The sequence below is a fragment of the Providencia sp. PROV268 genome, from assembly GCF_028477805.1.
Taxonomy (GTDB): domain Bacteria; phylum Pseudomonadota; class Gammaproteobacteria; order Enterobacterales; family Enterobacteriaceae; genus Providencia; species Providencia stuartii.
Map to the genome: position 1 here is coordinate 17185 of NZ_JAMPLW010000012.1, position 18651 is coordinate 35835.

At 35.2% G+C, this 18651-nt stretch carries 20 protein-coding genes; 9 read left to right on the top strand and 11 right to left on the bottom strand.

Going from position 1 to position 18651, the window contains the following annotated elements; translation table 11 throughout:
• Positions 1-10: 10 nt before the first annotated feature.
• Positions 11-685 (top strand): dethiobiotin synthase, encoded by a 675-nt coding sequence (bioD, locus tag PR699_RS09890; RefSeq protein ID WP_004920048.1) that lies wholly within the window; start codon positions 11-13, stop codon positions 683-685.
• Between the two features lie 54 nt (positions 686-739).
• Here bioD and PR699_RS09895 read toward each other — a convergent pair whose 3' ends face one another.
• From PR699_RS09895 to ydfG, 3 genes are all read right to left on the bottom strand, one after another.
• Entirely contained in the window at positions 740-973 is a 234-nt protein-coding gene (locus PR699_RS09895) for a DUF1161 domain-containing protein (protein WP_004920046.1), read from the bottom strand.
• A gap of 26 nt (positions 974-999) precedes the next feature.
• Positions 1000-1371 (bottom strand): DUF1283 family protein, encoded by a 372-nt coding sequence (locus PR699_RS09900; protein ID WP_004920044.1) that lies wholly within the window; start codon positions 1369-1371, stop codon positions 1000-1002.
• A gap of 80 nt (positions 1372-1451) precedes the next feature.
• Positions 1452-2201, bottom strand: coding sequence for a bifunctional NADP-dependent 3-hydroxy acid dehydrogenase/3-hydroxypropionate dehydrogenase YdfG (ydfG, locus tag PR699_RS09905; RefSeq protein ID WP_014656028.1), 750 nt, complete (start codon positions 2199-2201; stop codon positions 1452-1454).
• 235 nt (positions 2202-2436) lie between these two features.
• Between ydfG and PR699_RS09910 the strand changes: the two genes are divergently transcribed.
• Complete coding sequence (locus PR699_RS09910) at positions 2437-3027, top strand: hypothetical protein (protein ID WP_014656027.1); 591 nt, start codon at positions 2437-2439, stop codon at positions 3025-3027.
• 378 nt (positions 3028-3405) lie between these two features.
• On the opposite strand, the gene PR699_RS09915 is transcribed toward PR699_RS09910, so the two are convergent.
• The 6 genes from PR699_RS09915 to PR699_RS09940 form a co-directional block, all read right to left on the bottom strand.
• Positions 3406-3900, bottom strand: a complete 495-nt coding sequence (locus PR699_RS09915) for an AAA family ATPase (RefSeq protein ID WP_004920037.1) — start codon at positions 3898-3900, stop codon at positions 3406-3408.
• A 264-nt stretch (positions 3901-4164) separates the two neighbouring features.
• Positions 4165-6315 (bottom strand): peptidase domain-containing ABC transporter, encoded by a 2151-nt coding sequence (locus PR699_RS09920; RefSeq protein ID WP_014656026.1) that lies wholly within the window; start codon positions 6313-6315, stop codon positions 4165-4167.
• A 1-nt stretch (position 6316) separates the two neighbouring features.
• Entirely contained in the window at positions 6317-7591 is a 1275-nt protein-coding gene (locus PR699_RS09925) for an HlyD family secretion protein (RefSeq protein ID WP_040133182.1), read from the bottom strand.
• A 72-nt stretch (positions 7592-7663) separates the two neighbouring features.
• Positions 7664-7891, bottom strand: a complete 228-nt coding sequence (locus PR699_RS09930; RefSeq protein ID WP_014656024.1) for a hypothetical protein — start codon at positions 7889-7891, stop codon at positions 7664-7666.
• 129 nt (positions 7892-8020) lie between these two features.
• Positions 8021-8263 carry a hypothetical protein gene (locus PR699_RS09935; RefSeq protein ID WP_004920016.1) on the bottom strand — a complete coding sequence of 81 codons (243 nt, stop codon included), beginning with the start codon at positions 8261-8263 and terminating at the stop codon, positions 8021-8023.
• A 1265-nt stretch (positions 8264-9528) separates the two neighbouring features.
• Positions 9529-10071 (bottom strand): dihydrofolate reductase family protein, encoded by a 543-nt coding sequence (locus PR699_RS09940; RefSeq protein WP_014656023.1) that lies wholly within the window; start codon positions 10069-10071, stop codon positions 9529-9531.
• A 339-nt stretch (positions 10072-10410) separates the two neighbouring features.
• On the opposite strand from PR699_RS09940, the gene PR699_RS09945 reads away from it, so the two are divergent.
• The 4 genes from PR699_RS09945 (at position 10411) to PR699_RS09960 (ending at position 13479) form a co-directional block, all read left to right on the top strand.
• Positions 10411-10860 carry an NUDIX hydrolase gene (locus PR699_RS09945; RefSeq protein ID WP_014656022.1) on the top strand — a complete coding sequence of 150 codons (450 nt, stop codon included), beginning with the start codon at positions 10411-10413 and terminating at the stop codon, positions 10858-10860.
• Between the two features lie 223 nt (positions 10861-11083).
• A complete protein-coding gene (locus tag PR699_RS09950; protein ID WP_014656021.1) occupies positions 11084-11386 on the top strand; it encodes a hypothetical protein in 303 nt (100 codons plus the stop codon).
• Between the two features lie 457 nt (positions 11387-11843).
• Positions 11844-12383, top strand: a complete 540-nt coding sequence (locus PR699_RS09955) for a hypothetical protein (protein WP_004920003.1) — start codon at positions 11844-11846, stop codon at positions 12381-12383.
• Between the two features lie 727 nt (positions 12384-13110).
• The gene (locus PR699_RS09960; RefSeq protein WP_004919998.1) at positions 13111-13479 is read left to right on the top strand and encodes a hypothetical protein; all 369 of its coding nucleotides are present in this window, start codon (positions 13111-13113) and stop codon (positions 13477-13479) included.
• A gap of 193 nt (positions 13480-13672) precedes the next feature.
• Here PR699_RS09960 and PR699_RS09965 read toward each other — a convergent pair whose 3' ends face one another.
• A complete protein-coding gene (locus tag PR699_RS09965) occupies positions 13673-14782 on the bottom strand; it encodes an ROK family transcriptional regulator (RefSeq protein WP_004919995.1) in 1110 nt (369 codons plus the stop codon).
• A gap of 22 nt (positions 14783-14804) precedes the next feature.
• Positions 14805-15635 carry a glycerophosphodiester phosphodiesterase family protein gene (locus tag PR699_RS09970; protein WP_004919992.1) on the bottom strand — a complete coding sequence of 277 codons (831 nt, stop codon included), beginning with the start codon at positions 15633-15635 and terminating at the stop codon, positions 14805-14807.
• 222 nt (positions 15636-15857) lie between these two features.
• Between PR699_RS09970 and PR699_RS09975 the strand changes: the two genes are divergently transcribed.
• Genes PR699_RS09975 through PR699_RS09985 form a run of 3 tightly spaced genes read left to right on the top strand, consistent with a single transcriptional unit; the run spans position 15858 to position 18639 of the window.
• The gene (locus PR699_RS09975) at positions 15858-16940 is read left to right on the top strand and encodes an ABC transporter ATP-binding protein (protein WP_014656020.1); all 1083 of its coding nucleotides are present in this window, start codon (positions 15858-15860) and stop codon (positions 16938-16940) included.
• Complete coding sequence (locus tag PR699_RS09980; RefSeq protein ID WP_004919984.1) at positions 16937-17800, top strand: ABC transporter permease; 864 nt, start codon at positions 16937-16939, stop codon at positions 17798-17800. Before PR699_RS09975 ends, PR699_RS09980 begins: the two co-directional genes overlap by 4 nt.
• Positions 17797-18639, top strand: a complete 843-nt coding sequence (locus tag PR699_RS09985) for an ABC transporter permease (RefSeq protein WP_014656019.1) — start codon at positions 17797-17799, stop codon at positions 18637-18639. Before PR699_RS09980 ends, PR699_RS09985 begins: the two co-directional genes overlap by 4 nt.
• The last annotated feature ends 12 nt before the right edge of the window (positions 18640-18651 follow it).

Below are 18651 nucleotides of genomic sequence, written 5' to 3' on the forward strand. Positions count from 1 at the left end.
GAAAATAACTATGATGAATCTATTTGTTACCGGGACAGATACGGATGTCGGGAAGACAGTCTCCACGTTAGCAATACTGCAGGCTCTTAATGGCCAAGGAATTAAAGCTGTAGGCTATAAGCCTATCGCTGATAAGTGTATTGATACACCGGAAGGTATGCGGAATAAAGATGCTTTGTTAATACATGGGGCATCACAACAACTTGTATCCTACGACGATGTTAATCCAATTAAAATCAAAGATAATTACAGCCAAGAAAACTGTATTGATTTCAATAAGATTAAACAAGGACTAGAAAACTTAAATAGCCAATGCGACACCGTTGTTATCGAAGGTAATGGGGGATGGCGCTATTTATTGGATGACAACACATTTTATACTGATTGGCTAAAAGGACAAAAAGTCGGCGTTATACTTGTCGTTGGCATCCAGCATGGCTGTGTAAACCATACATTACTGACTGCAGATGCAATACGTGCCGATGGTTTGCCGCTTATCGGTTGGATAGCAAACCGTATCAATCCAGGGTTGGCACATTATGCCCAGATCATTAATCGCTTACAAAAACACTTAAAGGCACCGTTGTTAGGCGAAATTCCGTATTTATTACGACCGGAAGAAAAAACGCTATGTCACTATTTAGATCAAGATAAGATCAAAGCATTTATGTGCGAATATGCATAGCTTATCGAGGATGATTGAAAAGGGCGCTGATAATAGCGCCCTGAGTTTTATTGATTAATGACGAGTATAAATGATCTTATATGTTTCATTTTGGCAATGGCCAACAACTTGCCCTTGCGCTTGTTCAGCCTCATCATTTGGAACAGCAACTAAGCTAAAATTATCGGCAGGAACGCCGTTGTTAATAATTTTCTGCTTAATTTCTTCAATAACACTTTCACATGATGCTTGTGCTAACACTGGAGCAACGAGTAAGCATAGAGCTGGAAATATAAGTCTTTTCTTCATAATAACTCCTTAATGGGTTTAATGAGTTATGGGCGAGCTAATGGGCGTCCTGTATTTACATCTAGGCAGCGTTGTGTATTCGGCTCCCAATAAGCATTTAAATTAAGACTTTTCTCGCAGGCATCTTTTGCATCAAATGCAGCGTCAACCTTATCAAACTCTTTTTCAGTACGGGAATTTACTTTTGTACGTAAACTCCGTGTTTGATCCCACTGTTCCTTTTCTTGGCGTGCCTGCTCTTTTGTCAAAACACTATCAACATTTCCCGATGTAACACAAGTGCTTCCTGCTGAGCAGTTAACATTCCCTGCATGCGCTGCTGAAGAAAGCCCCAACAAAGGAAGGCAAAACACTACCGCCGCTAGACCTTGCTTAACAAACTTTAGTGATGAGCTCATTATAATTCCTTACAAAGTTAGTTCTATTCGACAATATAAACACAAATATAGCGCAAATTCCTTTAGAAAAGTACGAAAAATCACGCCTCTTTATAAACAGTTAAACCAGCAAAGGTTTGACAAACCGGCATCAATTCAAGTGTATTGACGTTCATACGAGCAGGCAATGTCGCTACCCAGTAAACCGTTTCAGCAATATCTTCAGGTGTAAGTGCATCCGCGCCTTTATAGATATTCGCTGCTTTATCATCATCACCTTTAAGACGAACATTAGAGAATTCTGTTCCGCCAACTAATCCAGGTTCGATATCAGTTACTCGGACTTTTTTGCCTTGGAGGTCAGCCCGTAGTCCTAATGAGAATTGCTTAACAAACGCCTTAGTGGCGCCATAAACATTACCACCTTTATATGGCCAGTTAGCCGCTGTTGAGCCGATATTAATAATATGACCATGATTATTGGCAACCATAGTTTGCAATACTTCGTAGGTCATATTGACTAAACCTTTCGTATTCGTATCAATCATTGTTGCCCAATCGTCAGGGTTAGCCTCGAATGCGGGTTCTATACCTAGCGCTAAGCCCGCATTATTCACTAAAACATCAATATTTTTTAGTGCTGTTGGTAATCCTGCAATGGCATTTTGAATTGCTTTCCGGTCTCTTACATCAAGAGTAATAGGGTGAAAGTGCGAGCCTAATTCTTTTTGTAGTGCTGTTAGTCGCTCTGTACGACGACCCGTTCCAATAACGGTTGCTCCTTGCTGAATAAAGCGACGCGTAATTGCTTCGCCAAAACCTGAAGTTGCTCCTGTGACTAATATGATCATATTTTCCCCTGTCATTTTATTATTGCTTCATATTATGTGGCTATTCTAGCGCTTGTAACTCTAACCTACAAAAATCTTCTTGTCATGATAGAGAAAATAGAGCGCATCCGCACAATGCTTGTGCTAACAACATAAAATATTCATAAAGTGATGCATTAATGAATATTCTTAGTTATAACTAGTGATGAATAAAAAATCAGGCCAAGAAAGTAATTCGACATTAGGATGACATCAAATGAACTATCAAGTTGCACCATTTTGGCTGTACTCAAGTAAATTAACTTTGTTGATTATTATTGCGTTAGTTATTTCTTTTTATAACGTGACTGGCTTTATTTTATACCTAATATTCTTAGGGTTAATTTGGGCTGTATTGCTCTCTATTAAAATTCACGGATTAAAAGAAAAAGGCCTTATCCTTAGAAATAGTGAGACGTCAACATGGATGGTTTATATAAGAGGGATCCCAGTTCAAGAGCAACGTCAACACTTGAAAAATCCCTATTTTGCGATTAAAAATCAGGGAGTTAGTTTTATTTTCAAAGCATTATCTATTAAGCTATTTATTCAAATTTTCTTCATTGGGCTGATTTTTAAACAAACATTAGTTGTCGATAACATTTATATTCAGCTTGTATCGGTTCTCGCTAGCTTCGCAATTCTCTGGTCTCTACTACAAACTATATGGGCATTATGTGCCATAAAAACTGAAAAAATGGTCATTAATGAATTTACATCTCCCAGTAAATCCCAATGGTATGAGATTAGTTTCCGGACTAAAAAGAATACAGTCAAAACAGCTTTAGAGTGCATATTGGCACTGTAGCAATAAAAATAATAAATCTGATGCAGAAAAAGAGGTGACATTGCTACAAAAGCAAATAGTCGCTTACGGCAATTTGTTGAAGCTAAACTTAAACAAATAAACGCACAGTAATATAAATCAAGTTACCTTAAGTCAGCCAATTAACCATAAACACAACTCGTAACAACAAACAAGGATAGGCGCTACAGAGCTTCCAGATAAAGTAGATTTCATATGCTTCTTTAAAAAAGAGAACATTTTTAACTGATACGATGGTATTACATATCAATATATTGAAACCAACAATTTCGATAAAAAATTGGCAGGTTTGGCTTTTAATTTAAGCTAAACTCAGTTAATCAAGCAAACCATACTACATAATTTATAATATAATGAATTTTATAGCTCACTTTTTAAAATTTTCCTACATAAAGAAATATTCTTGATAGGGATGACCTTAGAAGATAACGCATTGTGTGAAGCTAAAAACTCATTTAAACGTTGATCATATTTTTTCGAAAAACGCAATAACTCAACTGTATTTAAGAGTGTTTCTTTAGGCTTTTTTCGCATAATTGTACTGATTAAAAATCGGTTGGCTAAACGAATAGCACGTAAGTAATAAGGCACATTCATCCTAAAAATAATGGAACATTCGAGAAGAAAAGGGTAAAGACGCTTATCATACGCTCCCTCAATAATCCATCTATCAGTACTTAAAATCATTTCAATCTGAGATTTAATGAATTCTTCTGAGTTTTTACGGTATTCATTTCCTGTCATATCCCAATAAATAGCATCAAATTCATACACTGGCAAAGAGAGTTCTTTTGCTAATTGAGTTGCTACCGTTGTTTTTCCTGCCCCTGAAGGGCCAATAATACAAATTTTCATTTTTTAAATATTCGGTTTTTTGATAAAAAATTGCCACTGGATGAGCTGAAAATAAAAGTCAGTCATTAAGCCTATTATTGGTGATAAATTGCCATGTTTATCAATCACTTAGATAACAATTCATATCAATAATATTTTAGAAAATCATAGCTAGAGCTCATTTTTCAACCCAATGAAGATTATATTCGATTAATTAATCATCATAACTAATAACGCAGTTATGAGATTTTTTGAGACGTTATCTCTCCCGTTCAACGGATAAAATCAATCATTAATTTTCGAAACGTCTCTTTGACTCCTTCTTTCTAACTTTGCTATAGCCTCCCAGGGGTTAAGTACCCGATCTACACTAGCGATTGTTGATTCCCGATGAGCAATTATAATTCTAGTTATTTTTAATGATGAGATAGATTGATTGATATAAGCTTCATTTTTTAAATCTAAATGACTTGTCGCCTCATCTAAAAATAATATGCTCGGTTGTTTATATAATGCTCTAGCTATCATTAGTCTTTGCTTTTGTCCTCCAGATAAACTACCACCTAATTCGCTTAACATCGTTTCATATCCCATCGGCATTTTCATGATTTCTTCATGTATATTAGATAAAATAGCGCATTCAACTATTCTTTTATCATCTTTAACACTCTCAAAACTGGATATGTTTTCTGCTATAGTGCCAGAAAATAGCTTATCATCTTGCAAAACACATGCTATTCTGTCTCTATAATTATTTAATCCTATCGTATCTACATTTATATCGTTTATATAAATATTTCCACTTGTAGGGCTTAGCAATCCAGACATAACCTTCATTAAAGTTGTTTTCCCCATACCGGAAGGGCCTACAATGGCCACACTCTCACCAGCCTTTACTGAAAAACTTAAATTAGAGAAAATTTCCATTGAGTGAACATCATACTTAAATGATATCTTATCAATGCGGATATCCATGCTTTTATTGGGTAAAATCAACGCGTTTTTGGGCTGGTAATTTTCAGTATCTGTAAAAATTACATCTGATACTCTATCACAGTGAAGAGTTAGCATCTTTATTTCCAATAGCATATTTATTAAGTTCGCAGCTCTCTCTGAAAACTGACTTCGATAAATATTAAAAGCAACAAACATCCCTAATGATATTAAGTTATCCATTACCATTAGTGAACCAATCCATAAGATAATGATATGATCTATAGATGATATTAGTGAGTTCGCCCCATAAAAAAACATGCTTAGTTTTGTATTTTTAATATTCGAATTAATGGCTTCAATATTTAAGTTTAACCAATTCTTTGATCTGGATAGACTTAGACCTAATGATTTTATAGAGGCAATACCATAAATTGTCTCTGTAAAATGGGAATTCGCTTCTGCACTCTTAACAATATATTCTTCAGCGTATCTAATATATTTATTATACATTAAAACTCTTAGTGCAATGTATAATAGGGTAAATCCCATAACAATTAAGACTAGCTTTGAGCCATACAAGGTCATCATTATAAAAAGCCCTATGACCATTACTCCATCAACTATTCCATTAATAATATTGTTTATTAGAGTATTACGTAATGAATCTAATGATTCTAATCGTGACTGGATATCCCCAACTTTTCTTTTTTCGAAAAAGTCAAGGGGCAATTTCATTAAGTAATCAAAAAAGCTTATTTTCCATTGAACATTGACCAATGTATCTATAAATAAAGAAACCCATGCCCGAACAAATCTCAACGCAGCATTGAGCAATGTGAAAACAAACAAACCAAGTATCACTAGTGTCAGTAGGCTATAGTCACTAGATATTACAACATGGTCCATAATTAACTGGGTTCCTATAGGAAATGCAATATTTAGTCCCTCAATTAAAAATGATAAGCACAATACTTTTAATAGTGATGAAGGAAAGTTCGTTATGTTGTTTAACAATGTCCTTATATTTAACCTGGAAATCTTTTTTACTTTCTTAAAGTTACTGTCAGGCCACACTTCCATGGCTACACCGGAAAAACTATTTGAAAACTCATTAATATTGATTGTTCTTTTACCTATCGCTGGATCTTGAATAATGAATTTGTTATTCCTAATTGCGATTAATACAACAAAATGATTCATATTCCAATGCAGTATACAGGGTTTCTTCATTAAGTTTAATTCATCAATATCAATTGATAATGCTCTTGTTTTTAAATTTAAATTTATCAAAGCTTCAATTAAGCTTTGAAGTGTTGCTCCTTGAGATGAAATCCCAAATTCTCTTCTTAGATTAACCAAATCTATTTCCATTCCATAGTATCTGCAGATCATGGCTATACAGGCCAAGCCACACTCTGATGATTCAGATTGAATAATATTAGGTATTCTCCGTTTGAATTTAAGATCTAATCTATCTAAAACAAAATTAATATCTACCATGCTATTTACCTTCAGAAACGCTAGAGTCATAATACGATGATGTCACCCATTGATAAAGAGGCCGTTTTTCTAAAAATAATATAGCTTCAGCCTTTAAACCGTTGGATAAATACAATTTTTTATTTTTATATTTTATGCTTTGATTATCTAATTCAACTATTACTTTGTAAAAAGATGTATTAAAAGAGCTTTGTAAATTTACTGGTGAGCTGGAATATAATAACATTTCATTTTTTGAAATGGGTAATTTTGATATCATAGATATACTTCCTGAAAACTGTCCAAATTTTTGGTAAGGAAAAGAGTCATAGCGTATTTTTATTTTGTCCTTTACATTTAAATAGGGGACGCTACTACTTGGAACCCATAAAATCAATTGATACCCTGATTCATCGCTTCTAATTATTTTTATGATATTTTCTCCAGGGTCAATAAGCTGCCCCTCATTAACATTTAAAGTATCAATAAAACCATCAATTGGTGACAGAATAAATAAAGTATTATTTGCATTTGCTTCAGATAACTGCTTTTGAAGATCTATTTTTTGAGATTCATACTTATATATTTGAGTATCAAAATCAGCCATCTTTATCTTTAAGTCATTTTCTAAGTTTGATATCATTAAAGAGTCTTGATTTATTTGGTTTCTTATACCCTGATAAGCCACTTGCTGCTGATAAAATATGTTACTTTGATTTGTTAATTGTTCTTTATTAATCATTCCTTTTTTCAAATAAATCCTATAATTATCTAAACTCAATTTAGCTTCATTGAGACTTTTTAAAATAGCGAGTTCCATGTCTTTATTTTGAATATTAGACTTCTTATATAAATTTATTTGTGTTTCTATATTCTTTTTTGTCATTTCTTTGCTATCTATTGTCTTTTTAATTATATCATCAATTTTTTCCACTTGATAATTAATGGAGTTAACTGTGTTAACACCTAGATTCCCATTTTTTGTTACCTTGCTAATATCTAGTTGATATATTTTTTGTCCTTTTTTTACATAATCACCGACATTAACAAATTTTTTAATAACAATACTTTGTTGCGTTACGGATATATTTACAGGTTGTTTCTTTGATATTACCTCACCAATAACCGTTTCTTTCCTAGTAATATCTAGGAACAAAAACATAAATAATGCTATAGAAATAAAAAAAACTGATATTACAATATAAAATAACAATGGGATTTTTGAGATAATTAGAGCTTTACCTGTCCATCGACTTTTTTTATACTCTAATGCTTCTTCTCTAAATATACCATTCATAATCACCCTCTATTTAAAATAGAGCGACTGATATAGCCGCTCTATTAGTATTTAATACTTAATAACTAATACTTAGTAAGTAACGTTAAAAGTACTACCATTGTTACCAATAGCATTAAAATTATAGGAATCTTTAATGACAGTGGTGGTTACTGTTACCCCTTTTACCACTGGAGTTGGGGCTGGAGCTGGAACAGAGGGTTGAACACTAACTTTTGGTGTAGTTGTAACAGGTGGCTTGCAGAGATTAAAAGTGCCGCCAGATACTAATTTAACTTCTTTCAATGTTAATTCTTTCATGATATTTCTCTCATATTGATATAAAATTAAAATTTATGATTTGTTAGCTAAATTTTTGTCCATTATTTAGCCACATCTCATTCTTTTTTAAATAAAGCAAGTTGGATAGTTGCTTTATTTCACTTAGGTTTAAAACGTGATACTGATAGAGTTAACAGTGCTACCAGAAGCATCAATATTATAGGACCAACTAATTTTACTCGTTGATATTGAAGAGCCTGTTACTTTTGGCACTGAAACACTTACTGATGGCACTGTAGTAGCCGAAACAGTAGGTTGAGTTATAGGTTGAACATTACTAATAGATGGTTTGCAGATATTAAAAGTACCACCAGAAACTAACTTAACTTCTTTTAGTGTTAATACTTTCATAAAATCCTCTCATATTATTTGTAAAGTTAAAATGAAATATGAATCTTTAATACTTTAAAAACTCATTTTCTGCTTAGTTAAATTTTAATGCACAATTTAACCGCGTTAATAATTAAATAAGTGAATCATTGCTGGAATAAGAAAAATCTTAATAGGTATAAACACTTATTCTATCAATCGATTGTTTTTTATATATTTTTATTCATTAAATTTAGTATACATATGAAAGATATAATTATTTTTATAATAAATAATCTTTCGATATTTATTATATTACTCGAATTTTCATTTTCATATTAATGATTAAATAAATGATTGATTGTTTATATATAGTTATATTATATCAAAATCAGCATATAGCTAGAAAATAAACGGATACATTAAGTGAATAATTACGATATGTAATTTTTGATATTTCGGATGGGGTTATAGTTTACTGCGCTTCAAAAAACTGTCTTTCGTATAGGTGTGTATTATGGAAAGCTATTATTTTTCTTGATGTTATTATTCTATCAAGAAAGTAGGGGGGTAATGACTCGCGTTGTAAAAAAGAATATTACTTAATGTGTTGCCTTTCCTATAATTCCAATTTAAAAATGTCACTTTCAATATAAAAAATTTTTTTATATATTAAATTGGAATAAAACAGTAACAAAGGATAGTTTGTACGACTAGTAATATTAAATAAAAAATGAAGCTACCCCTTGTTTCTTCGATTAGTTTTACAACTCGCTATTTTTAATACAGTGCTTGAAATTGCTTTTGTGATCATGCTGCCATTGCTCTAGTTCTTATGGTTCAGTTTATTTAGCGTGATTATCATGTGCTAAAGCGCTGTTGTTTCCGAGAAATAGAAAAGCCTCTGATGAGAGGCTTATTTTCGCCTTAAAAATTAGAAACTCTCGAGTTTTCAAGTGAAAGGTATGGCATTCAAAATTAATGATATGCACTTAAAATTAAGCGGGCACTCGCAGTTAAAAATAGCTATTTCCCGCTTTTCTGTCAGAGCTGAGTCTATGACTTTTGGCTCTTTTAAGGCATCAAGGGTAAATTTTGCGTCAAAAAGCACTGAGATATAACTTTCTAATGTTCTATGATATTTAATCACATCCTCAACAAACCAAGAAGTGGCGCATAACAGACATACAGACAAATTCACTGTTTTCATTTTTCATAAATGATGAGGACTTTGCCGTACACATCGAGTATTCGACAGAAAAATAAAGATAGTTCTAATTCGAATATGTAAAGCGACATTGACAAAATTATTTTCTCTGGCGGTGCCAAGTATTCTTAACCATATAGTCAAAATAACGCTCTGATTTAACATGAATAAACTGTAGCGGTTTTTTCATATTACCAAATAAAGGTATTCCATCACCTAACAGAATTGGGACAATAGTGATTATCATTTCATCAATTAAATCTTCTGCCAAACACTGTTTCGCAACAGAACCTCCGTCAATATAAAGCGTTTTAAACCCAGCGCAGTGTATTGAGCTTATTACATCTTTAATCTCGCCACGCACTAAATGAACAGCTTTCCCTATGAGTTTTACTGGTATTTCTCTGATTGAGTTCGACAAGACAAACACTGGTTTATCATATGGCCACTCTCCATCAAAACCACATACAGTTTCAAAAGTCGTTCGACCCATAACAACAGCATCAATTCTTTGCATAAAATCCGAAAAGCCCATATCGTTTTGATCTGGGTTAGGGATAAAGAATAACCAATCTAATTGGTTATTTGCATCTGCTATATAACCATCTAGGCTCGTTGCAATATAAATGATGTTACGATGCATATAGTAGCTTCCTGAAAAATAAAATAGTTAAATCAGTGAAAGTTTTTCTATTTGTCAGTATCTCATTTTTTAGCATTACATCAATGCGAATGAATCCATAATGTCACAATAGAGCACTTAAAGAACCACATAGAGATGTATTATTGAAATCTCAGGCTTGTTTAGTAGTATTATGACTAATGTCGCTTTTCTTATGTCAAGCCCACTCGTTAATAAAGCTAAAATGATAGTTATTTTTTATAAACAAACCATTCCGTTATCTCGATTGATTTCGCTTTACATTCATAACTATTTGTTTAAGCTGTGATATCTTATTAACTCACTATGGTCATATCAGCTATGCGTGTTCGGTGTTCATCCCGATTACTGATTATTAATTCGTCTAGACAAGTATTACTATTTCGCTTTGTTCATACGAACGATGCTTTAGCTGGCAGATCATACTGGGCAACGCCAGGTGGTGGTGTTGAGCATGGTGAATCTTTTGAACAAGCGGCTATCAGAGAGCTGAAAGAAGAAACCGGCATTATCAGGGATAATATTGGAAAATGTGTTGCACAAAGAACTTTTGAAATGACACTTCCCAGTGGCGAAACGGTGCTAGCAAAAGAGCGCTTTTTTATCGTCTTTTCCAATGAAGAAGAGATCCACACTAATGGGTGGTCTAATAACGAAAAATCTGTTATTAGTCGCTACTATTGGTGGGAGTTAGATGAGCTAATCCGGAGCAACGAAATAATATATCCTAATGATATTACAAAGTTAATCTCTAATAATTTTGATAATTGATAGCCAATATTTAATTTGTTCGCCCCTGTATGGCTTTCAGCATACCATCACCATACAGTGGGTAGATTAGAGAGCGTAAAAGCTGTCATCTGTAGATCAATGTAATTTATTCATCTTTATCATAACAAAAAAGTAAAGCTCTTCGCTTTGTAAACATTTAATTCTGCATTTCTTAACATGGTTAAACTACGAGATAATTAAGAAGGAAAATAAGGAGATAATGATGCAGAAGTTGATCATCCAAGTAGGGGTGTTAGTGTCGTTAGCCGTAATAAGTAATGGGTATGCCTCAAATCTTGAATTAAGCACTGAATCAAAAAATTTCTATGAATCCTGCCTAAATATGAGTGAAGATTTGGTCTTTAACGGAAGTTATCAATATCTCTGCGAGTTTAAAGGCCAAAAAATTGCACAGATTTATACAACGTACAAAGCTAATCTATATCGTCAAGAGCGACTTAAAAACCAGTTACCTAAAAATAATGTTGAGTATCAGACTGAAAATGTCGAGGTAATTTACAAGTAGTTACCACCTAATAAACTCAGATTAACGATAACTTATGATAACGGTATTGAGCAGTACATATATTATTTTATCGAAAACAAAGACAGCACAATTGTTTTCCATGAAATAAATACCGGCTACTAGTACTAAAGTAGCCGCAAGTAAATCTTCAACAAGGCAGGTTGTGTCGAACTGCAGTCAAGCTAGTCTGGACATACAGACGAAGAACGTACACTTCACATGTAGACAAAATTTGGTCTAAAAAATCGATTAACAAACAGTGTGTGAATATTGTGTATATTTTTTGATTTTATTTCGTTACTTTTACCTCACATTTTTCTGCCCATAATAATTTGACTTATGAAGAAAAAGAGCTTAACTTGTGAACCCATTCCATTAAGCATCATCCCTTTTTTATTGCATCTAATTTAAGATAAATTGAACAACAAAGTCATAAGGATATCGGATAGGTCTTAGTATGCATATTATTATAGCAGCAATTTCAGCATTAGCTGCGCTTGTATGGGCGCTACATTCATTACAAAACTCAGGTGTAGACCTTAATTCCTTTAATCCATTTACTTGGGCCCGACGGAGAAAGTGGCAAAAACAATATGGGGTAAAACCAATCTATAATTTGTCGACGGCAACGGAAGCCGCTGCGGTCATTATTGTTGGTGCATTGAAGCAGGAAGGTGAAATATCCCGTGAACAAAAACAAACGGTTATTAACCTGTTTATAGAGAATTTTAATCTAGAAACTCAAGATGCGGTGGATTTGTTTTCTTCATCATCACACCTTGTACATAATGAAATAAACTTTGATCAAAGTATCCCTCATATACTGAAATTAAGTATTACTCAGTTTACGCCCGCAATGGTTGAGACATTCCTATCATTATTGGAGAAAGTCATCATGTTAGAGGGTGAGCCGACAAAAGGGCAAATAAATATAATTGAAAATGTGCGGAACGAATTTAAAAGAATGAAGAAAAAGAGTTTAGGCTGGAAAAACTAGTTCTTTCATTTAAAGAAGGGCGCTGAGCATTGAGTAACATGAGAAGTTTATAGTTATGCTGAATGGCATTACACCCTGCCAGTAAACATGAAAGAACAAGTAAAATGCTACAGTGCCTTCCTACTTTGCATCCCCCCGATAATGCAGGAAAGAGTACCGATGAGAAGACCTTATCGGTATTCAGACAAATTTATTTTGTGACGAATAATAAATAATCAAAACATTAGGGAAAGCAAAACATGTATTCATGAGGCTATCTAAACGGTTTCATTTGTTGAAGGATAAATAAACAGAATTATTTACAAACGCTTATTTTGTGATATTTATTGAAATAGGAATATTGACTGCAACTTCATACTCTAAGCGATTGACGGTAGTTGCTTTAAGTTGCAATAACTTAGAATGATATTTTCACAGGAGTAAAGTTACCATAAACCGTCCATAAAATTTTTGGGCTTCCCGTTTATACTCCCTTATCATGAAAAACCACACATTGAATACATAGCGAATTTTAGTTCCATTGAGCAATTAAACCTATATCGTTATGGAATGTTCATTATTAAATGGTTTAATTGGCTTTATTTCTTTCAAATTAAGATTGCTTTTAAAAAAGTAATCATCAATTAATAGCTAATATTCAACGAATAATTTTTTTTGACCTTTTAATTTGTAAAATAAGAAAAATACACAATAATAAGTAACCACCAAAAATATTTTTATAGATAGTTTGATCACAAAGGTAGTTGATTCGCCTCGCTATGGCAGCTTAATACAAATATATTCAGCTCAATATTCTCCTATTTCAGACACACCACATTGCTTACAAATAAGTGGTTTTTACAACGATGCAAGTTGGGGAACTGATTGCGACCCAGAAAATAAAGCCACATTATTTAAACAGGATATGAAAGGTCATTTACAAGCAATGTACTACGTTGATAATCCGCTATCACCAAATCAACCAAATGAATATTTGTATTTATTTAACCACTCAATTTACTATGATTTGTTTTATGGGAAAATACGTACAACTCAACAATTAGATGAAAATAATTGGAACAAATGGCTAATCGAACTTGCACCAAGTAATAATTAATTTGTGCTTAAGCTGCTCTGGTAGTTACCGGTTATTTATACTGGTACCTGCCAGATTATTCTGTCGTGCGTCAGTGATTCAAAAGGCACTGTGGTAATCAGCGATTTGTCGCTAAACTGATACCCCGTATAAAGTCTATAAAACCTTGCCTATATAGATTAGATGCTCGTTTTTACACATTGGGGCACTTCAATCATTGGTTAATTATTTGATATAGAGATAGCATGGCAGCACCAAGCGAGGCACTCTCTGAACCTATTGATGAATGAACTACTTTAACCATAGGTCTTTCCGGATCAAGACGATACTGCAACCAATCCGTGATATCCTCTGCAAAGCGAGAAGTTATCTCTTTCGGCATTGCTCCGCCAATTATGATAAGTTGTGGGTCTAACCATTGAAGGCATCCTAAAACAGTGTCTTCAAGTTGTTTTAATGACCGTTGATACCAAGTCTCTATAACTATATCTTTTTTCTTTATAAGACCAAGCAATTCCTTTTCATCGTAACCCGCAGCACTGAGAGTGCCGAGCAAATCTTTATAAGATGGCCGATGGGTTCCAGTAGGAAAGGCCATACCAACTTCGCCAGCATTTCTAAAGCCGCCCGTCAGTAATTTATGATCTGCAATAATCCCTGCACCTATACCATATCCTAGTTCTAATACGGTTAAGTCTCGGTATTGATTCCACTGACCTGAGTACAATTCTCCAATAGCAGCAGCATTAGCGTTATTCTCAACCCAAGTCGGCCAAGGGAGGTTAGCCTGAAATTCAGCTTGCAGATCGGCATCGCGCCAGCTTTTTAGCCAAGTAACGCATTGTCTTTTTTTTCCATCTGATTTCACGAAGCCGGGTACAGCATATCCTACGCCAAGGATCCTGGCATGTTGAAGCTTCAATTTTTTTAGCGTGCTATTAACCATTTTCTTAATTTGGTCAAGAGTGGCTATGAGAGGTTGGTTTTCTAGATGTACTTCTGATGTGCTGAAAATTTTTTTTCCACAAAAATCAACAAGCGCAAGATCAATAAAACCAGAACTAAAGGAGACGCCAATTGAGCAAGCTCCTCCGGGATTTAGTTTTAGAGGAAGAGAAGGCTGGCCTCTTTGTCCAATATTCTTCTCACCTTCAACAATTAACCCAGAAAAAATGAGCTCACGACATTGTTGTGTTATCGCGCCAGGTGTTAAGTTGGATAATTTAGCTAACTCGGCCCGGGAAATCGGTCCGTACCTGCGAATTAATTCCAGTAGTAACCGTTGAGTTGGCTTTAGGTCCAATACTTCTGGTTTATCTGTCATTGACAACTTCCGATACTATAAATTAATTCCATTGTAGCCCTGCATCCTCAATTAAAGATTGTAAATACGGAATATCATCATGACTGAGAATGTCAATAAGGCCTTCTTGAAGCCATTCAATGATTTCAGCACGACAGTCACAGCCAAATTTAAGTAGATATTGCTCTAAAGGGGCGATGCCGTTTTTATTTTCATGCAAGTACAGCCGTACACCCAACCCCGCCGCCTTATATGCTCTCAAATCGTCGATATGTGTATACTCATATTCCACACAAACACAACTTGCATTTGAGGCAGAAACGGCAGCTAATTGGTCATTGTATCGCTCAATAGTGACAACCTGCAATGCTAATTGCGGTATCTTTTCTTTTACTTTGTTGATTAATACGTGATTAAATCCAAGTAATTGAATGTGTGATATCGCATTCGGAACTGAACTTAAGACGTCGACTAGATGTTCAATAAATTCATCAACTCTACGCCGCTGCTTAACTTCAACAATCAATCCAACCTGATTGGCCACAGCCCATTTTATAACATCTTTCAGTAGCGGTATTTTTGTGCCTTCAAACTTGTTATTAAATTTTACGCCGAAATCATACCGAGACAGTTGTGTGTACGTCATCTCCTCAACAAAACCCGTTCCTGTTGAGACTCTATCTATACGATGGTCATGAGTAACCACGATTTGATTATCTACGGTTAAGTGAATATCTATCTCAATGCAATGTGTACCAGCTTCCAATGCACCAATGAATGCAGGCATGGTGTTTTCAGGGTATTTGCTGGCATACCCTCGGTGACTGTTTGCTAAAACAACACCTTCTTTTGCTCTATGAAATTCAAAATCCATGATAAAACCCTCAATTTATTTTCGATTAAGTTTATCATTTAAATTTAATATGTAAAATAACATTTAAGTCTTTAACTTTATATGTGCCATGTATATAGTTGATTTCAATATGGTTAAAATTAAATTTCTACTTTTGTTTTATTTTGATGAGCTAAATCACATTAATATAACATTTAATATGTAAATTTAATAAGAAATTATTTCGATTAAGGAAGGCCGATAATGTCTACCCTGATATTAAAAGGTGTTACAAAGCAATTTGGCGATTTTTATGCCGCCCGCGATATCAGTCTTACCGCTGAAGAGGGGGAGTTTGTCACTTTGCTCGGGCCGAGTGGTTGTGGAAAAACCACTTTGTTAAAAATGATAAGTGGCTTTCACCAACCAGATAGTGGAGAGATCATTTTAAATGGCAAGCCTATAACAAACCTTCCACCAGAAAAAAGAAACACGGCCATGTGTTTTCAATCTTATGCTTTGTTTCCGCATCTCAACGTTTCACACAATATCTGTTTTGGCTTGAAGCAAAAAAAAGTCTCCATTAGCAACCAACAAGAAAGATTAGAAGAATCCCTAAAACAAGTCGGTTTAGTAGAGCAGCGTTTGAAGATGCCATCACAACTATCAGGAGGACAGCAACAGCGTGTAGCTTTGGCTAGAGCGATGATCACTAGGCCGGATTTGGTTTTGTTTGACGAACCACTATCTAACTTAGATGCGAAATTACGTGAAAGTGTGAGGTTTGAAATTAAAGAGCTACAACGCCTCTATCAACTAACTTCGATTTATGTCACGCACGATCAGGCTGAGGCCTTGTCTATATCAGATAAAATCGTTGTGCTAAATGGAGGGAGTATTGCGCAAGTGGGCTCGCCAGAGGATGTTTATTACCGCCCAAACAGCCGCTTTGTTGCGGATTTTATTGGTGCAGCGAATATTGATGAGGCACATGTTGAACCCGCTGAGCAGCCAGAATACTACCGTATCGCCTGCAAGCTTGGTAACTTCTATGTTAAATCCGCAAATCCTCCCTCAGCAAAACATTGCTATATTTGTTGGCGTCCTGAGGATGCGAAATTTGTTCAAGCCCCATCTTCTATCCAAAATAGATTTTCTTTGGTCATAGAAAAAATGGCATTCATGGGCAATCTCACTGAAGCGTGGGGTTCCAACGATAATAAATCACTCTCAGTTCGTTTGCAGCTTGTGAAGAAACCGCCTATTGCCATCGGAGAGCGTGCCGAATTTTACTTGCCAGAGGATGCAATTCACTTTTTAGAGCCGGTTACGGAGGGGAAGAGATGAATTGGAAAAATGAGGTAAAGGCATGGCTATTAATGAGCACAGGGCTTGGAACGATCCTTCTTCTGATGGGATCAACTTTTTATGTCGTTATTACCCAAAGCTTCGGTTTATTTAACATGACGGGGGAAAGTGAATTTTCACTGGCGTTTTGGGCAAACATCATAGGTGACTCCGTCTTACTTAGTGCGTTGTATTACACCGTAAAAGTTTCGGTGCTTGGTGCGTTTGGTGCAGTTCTGCTTTCATATCCTATCGCACTCTGGCTAAGACAACCCATGTACGGAAAAGAGGTTGTGATCGGAGTGCTTCGAGCACCCATGTTCATTCCAGGTTTAGTGGCTGCATTTTTGTTTGTAAATATCATCGCCTATCATGGAGTGATAAACAGTTTACTTCAACTGTTGGGAATAACAGACTCCCCATTGCGTATGCAAAATGATGATTTTGGATGGGGGGTTATCATTCTTCAAATATGGAAAAACCTTCCTTTTGCATTGATTTTAGTTGGCGGTGCTGTCAATTCGATTAGAGATGAGATACTTGATGCGGCAAGTAATTTCGGTGCTAATAGATGGCGGAGATTCGTAGATGTCGTCTTCCCTCTAACACTCCCCGCGGTACAAGTTTCTCTAATACTTATCTTTATTGGTGCGGTGGGGGATTTTGCATTCTTCTCTGTGGCCGGCCCCCGTAACACTTACTCCCTTGCACGCCTGATGCAAGCTACCGCAATGGAATACGGTGAATGGAATAACTCAGCCGTTATTGCCGTCATAATAATGTTAATTTCCGCGATTGGAACGCTGCTCATTGCGACTGTGTTAACCCCGTTGGCTACCAAGAAGGGGGAGGTTAAATGAACACCATAAAGACCAATAATGGACGGAAAGTTGTAAAAATTTCATTGATTTTTTTCATCTTCATTAATGTTGTTTGGTTAGGTTTGCCTTTTACTATGGCAATCTTGTGGTCCTTGGTTGACCCACAACACCCATGGAGTTATCCAGACCTTTTTCCTCAAAAATTATCTTTAGCGCGGTGGAAAATTGTTTGGGAACAAACATCGCTAGCAACCGCGCTTTTCAATAGTTATACCATCGCTCCTGCTGTTGCTATTTTGAGCTTATTGCTTGCGACACCTACAGCCTATGCTTTCGGAAGAATGACATTTAAAGGCAAAGCAGTTGCGGAAATGCTAACGCTCATTCCACTGGTTATGCCGGGCATGATTATCGGTATCTTCTTCAGTTCAATGTTAATAAGTTTAAATATCAGTAATACTTTTATGAGCATTGTAATTGGCCATACCGTTCTTACGCTCCCTTACTCAATTCGCATAATGTCAGCGGGGTTCAAGTCGATACCACAAGACATAATCGACGCGTCGCGTGACATGGGAGCTAGTTTTTGGGGGACGTTCTGCAATGCTTTTTTACCCATGCTAAAGCCAAGTCTACTGGCTTCATTAATATTTTGTCTGGTTCGAAGTTTAGAAGAGTTTAGTATTTCATTTGTACTGGGCTCGCCAGATTTTATCACTGTTCCCACGATACTGTATTCATTCTTAGGGTATTCCTTTGTACGTCCAGATGCCGCTGTTGTTTCAATGATCTTGGTGATACCCAACGTTATATTGATGATAATTATTGAGCGCCTGTTAAAAGGCAATTATTTGTCTCAATCCACAGGAAAAGCATAACATTCACTAGAG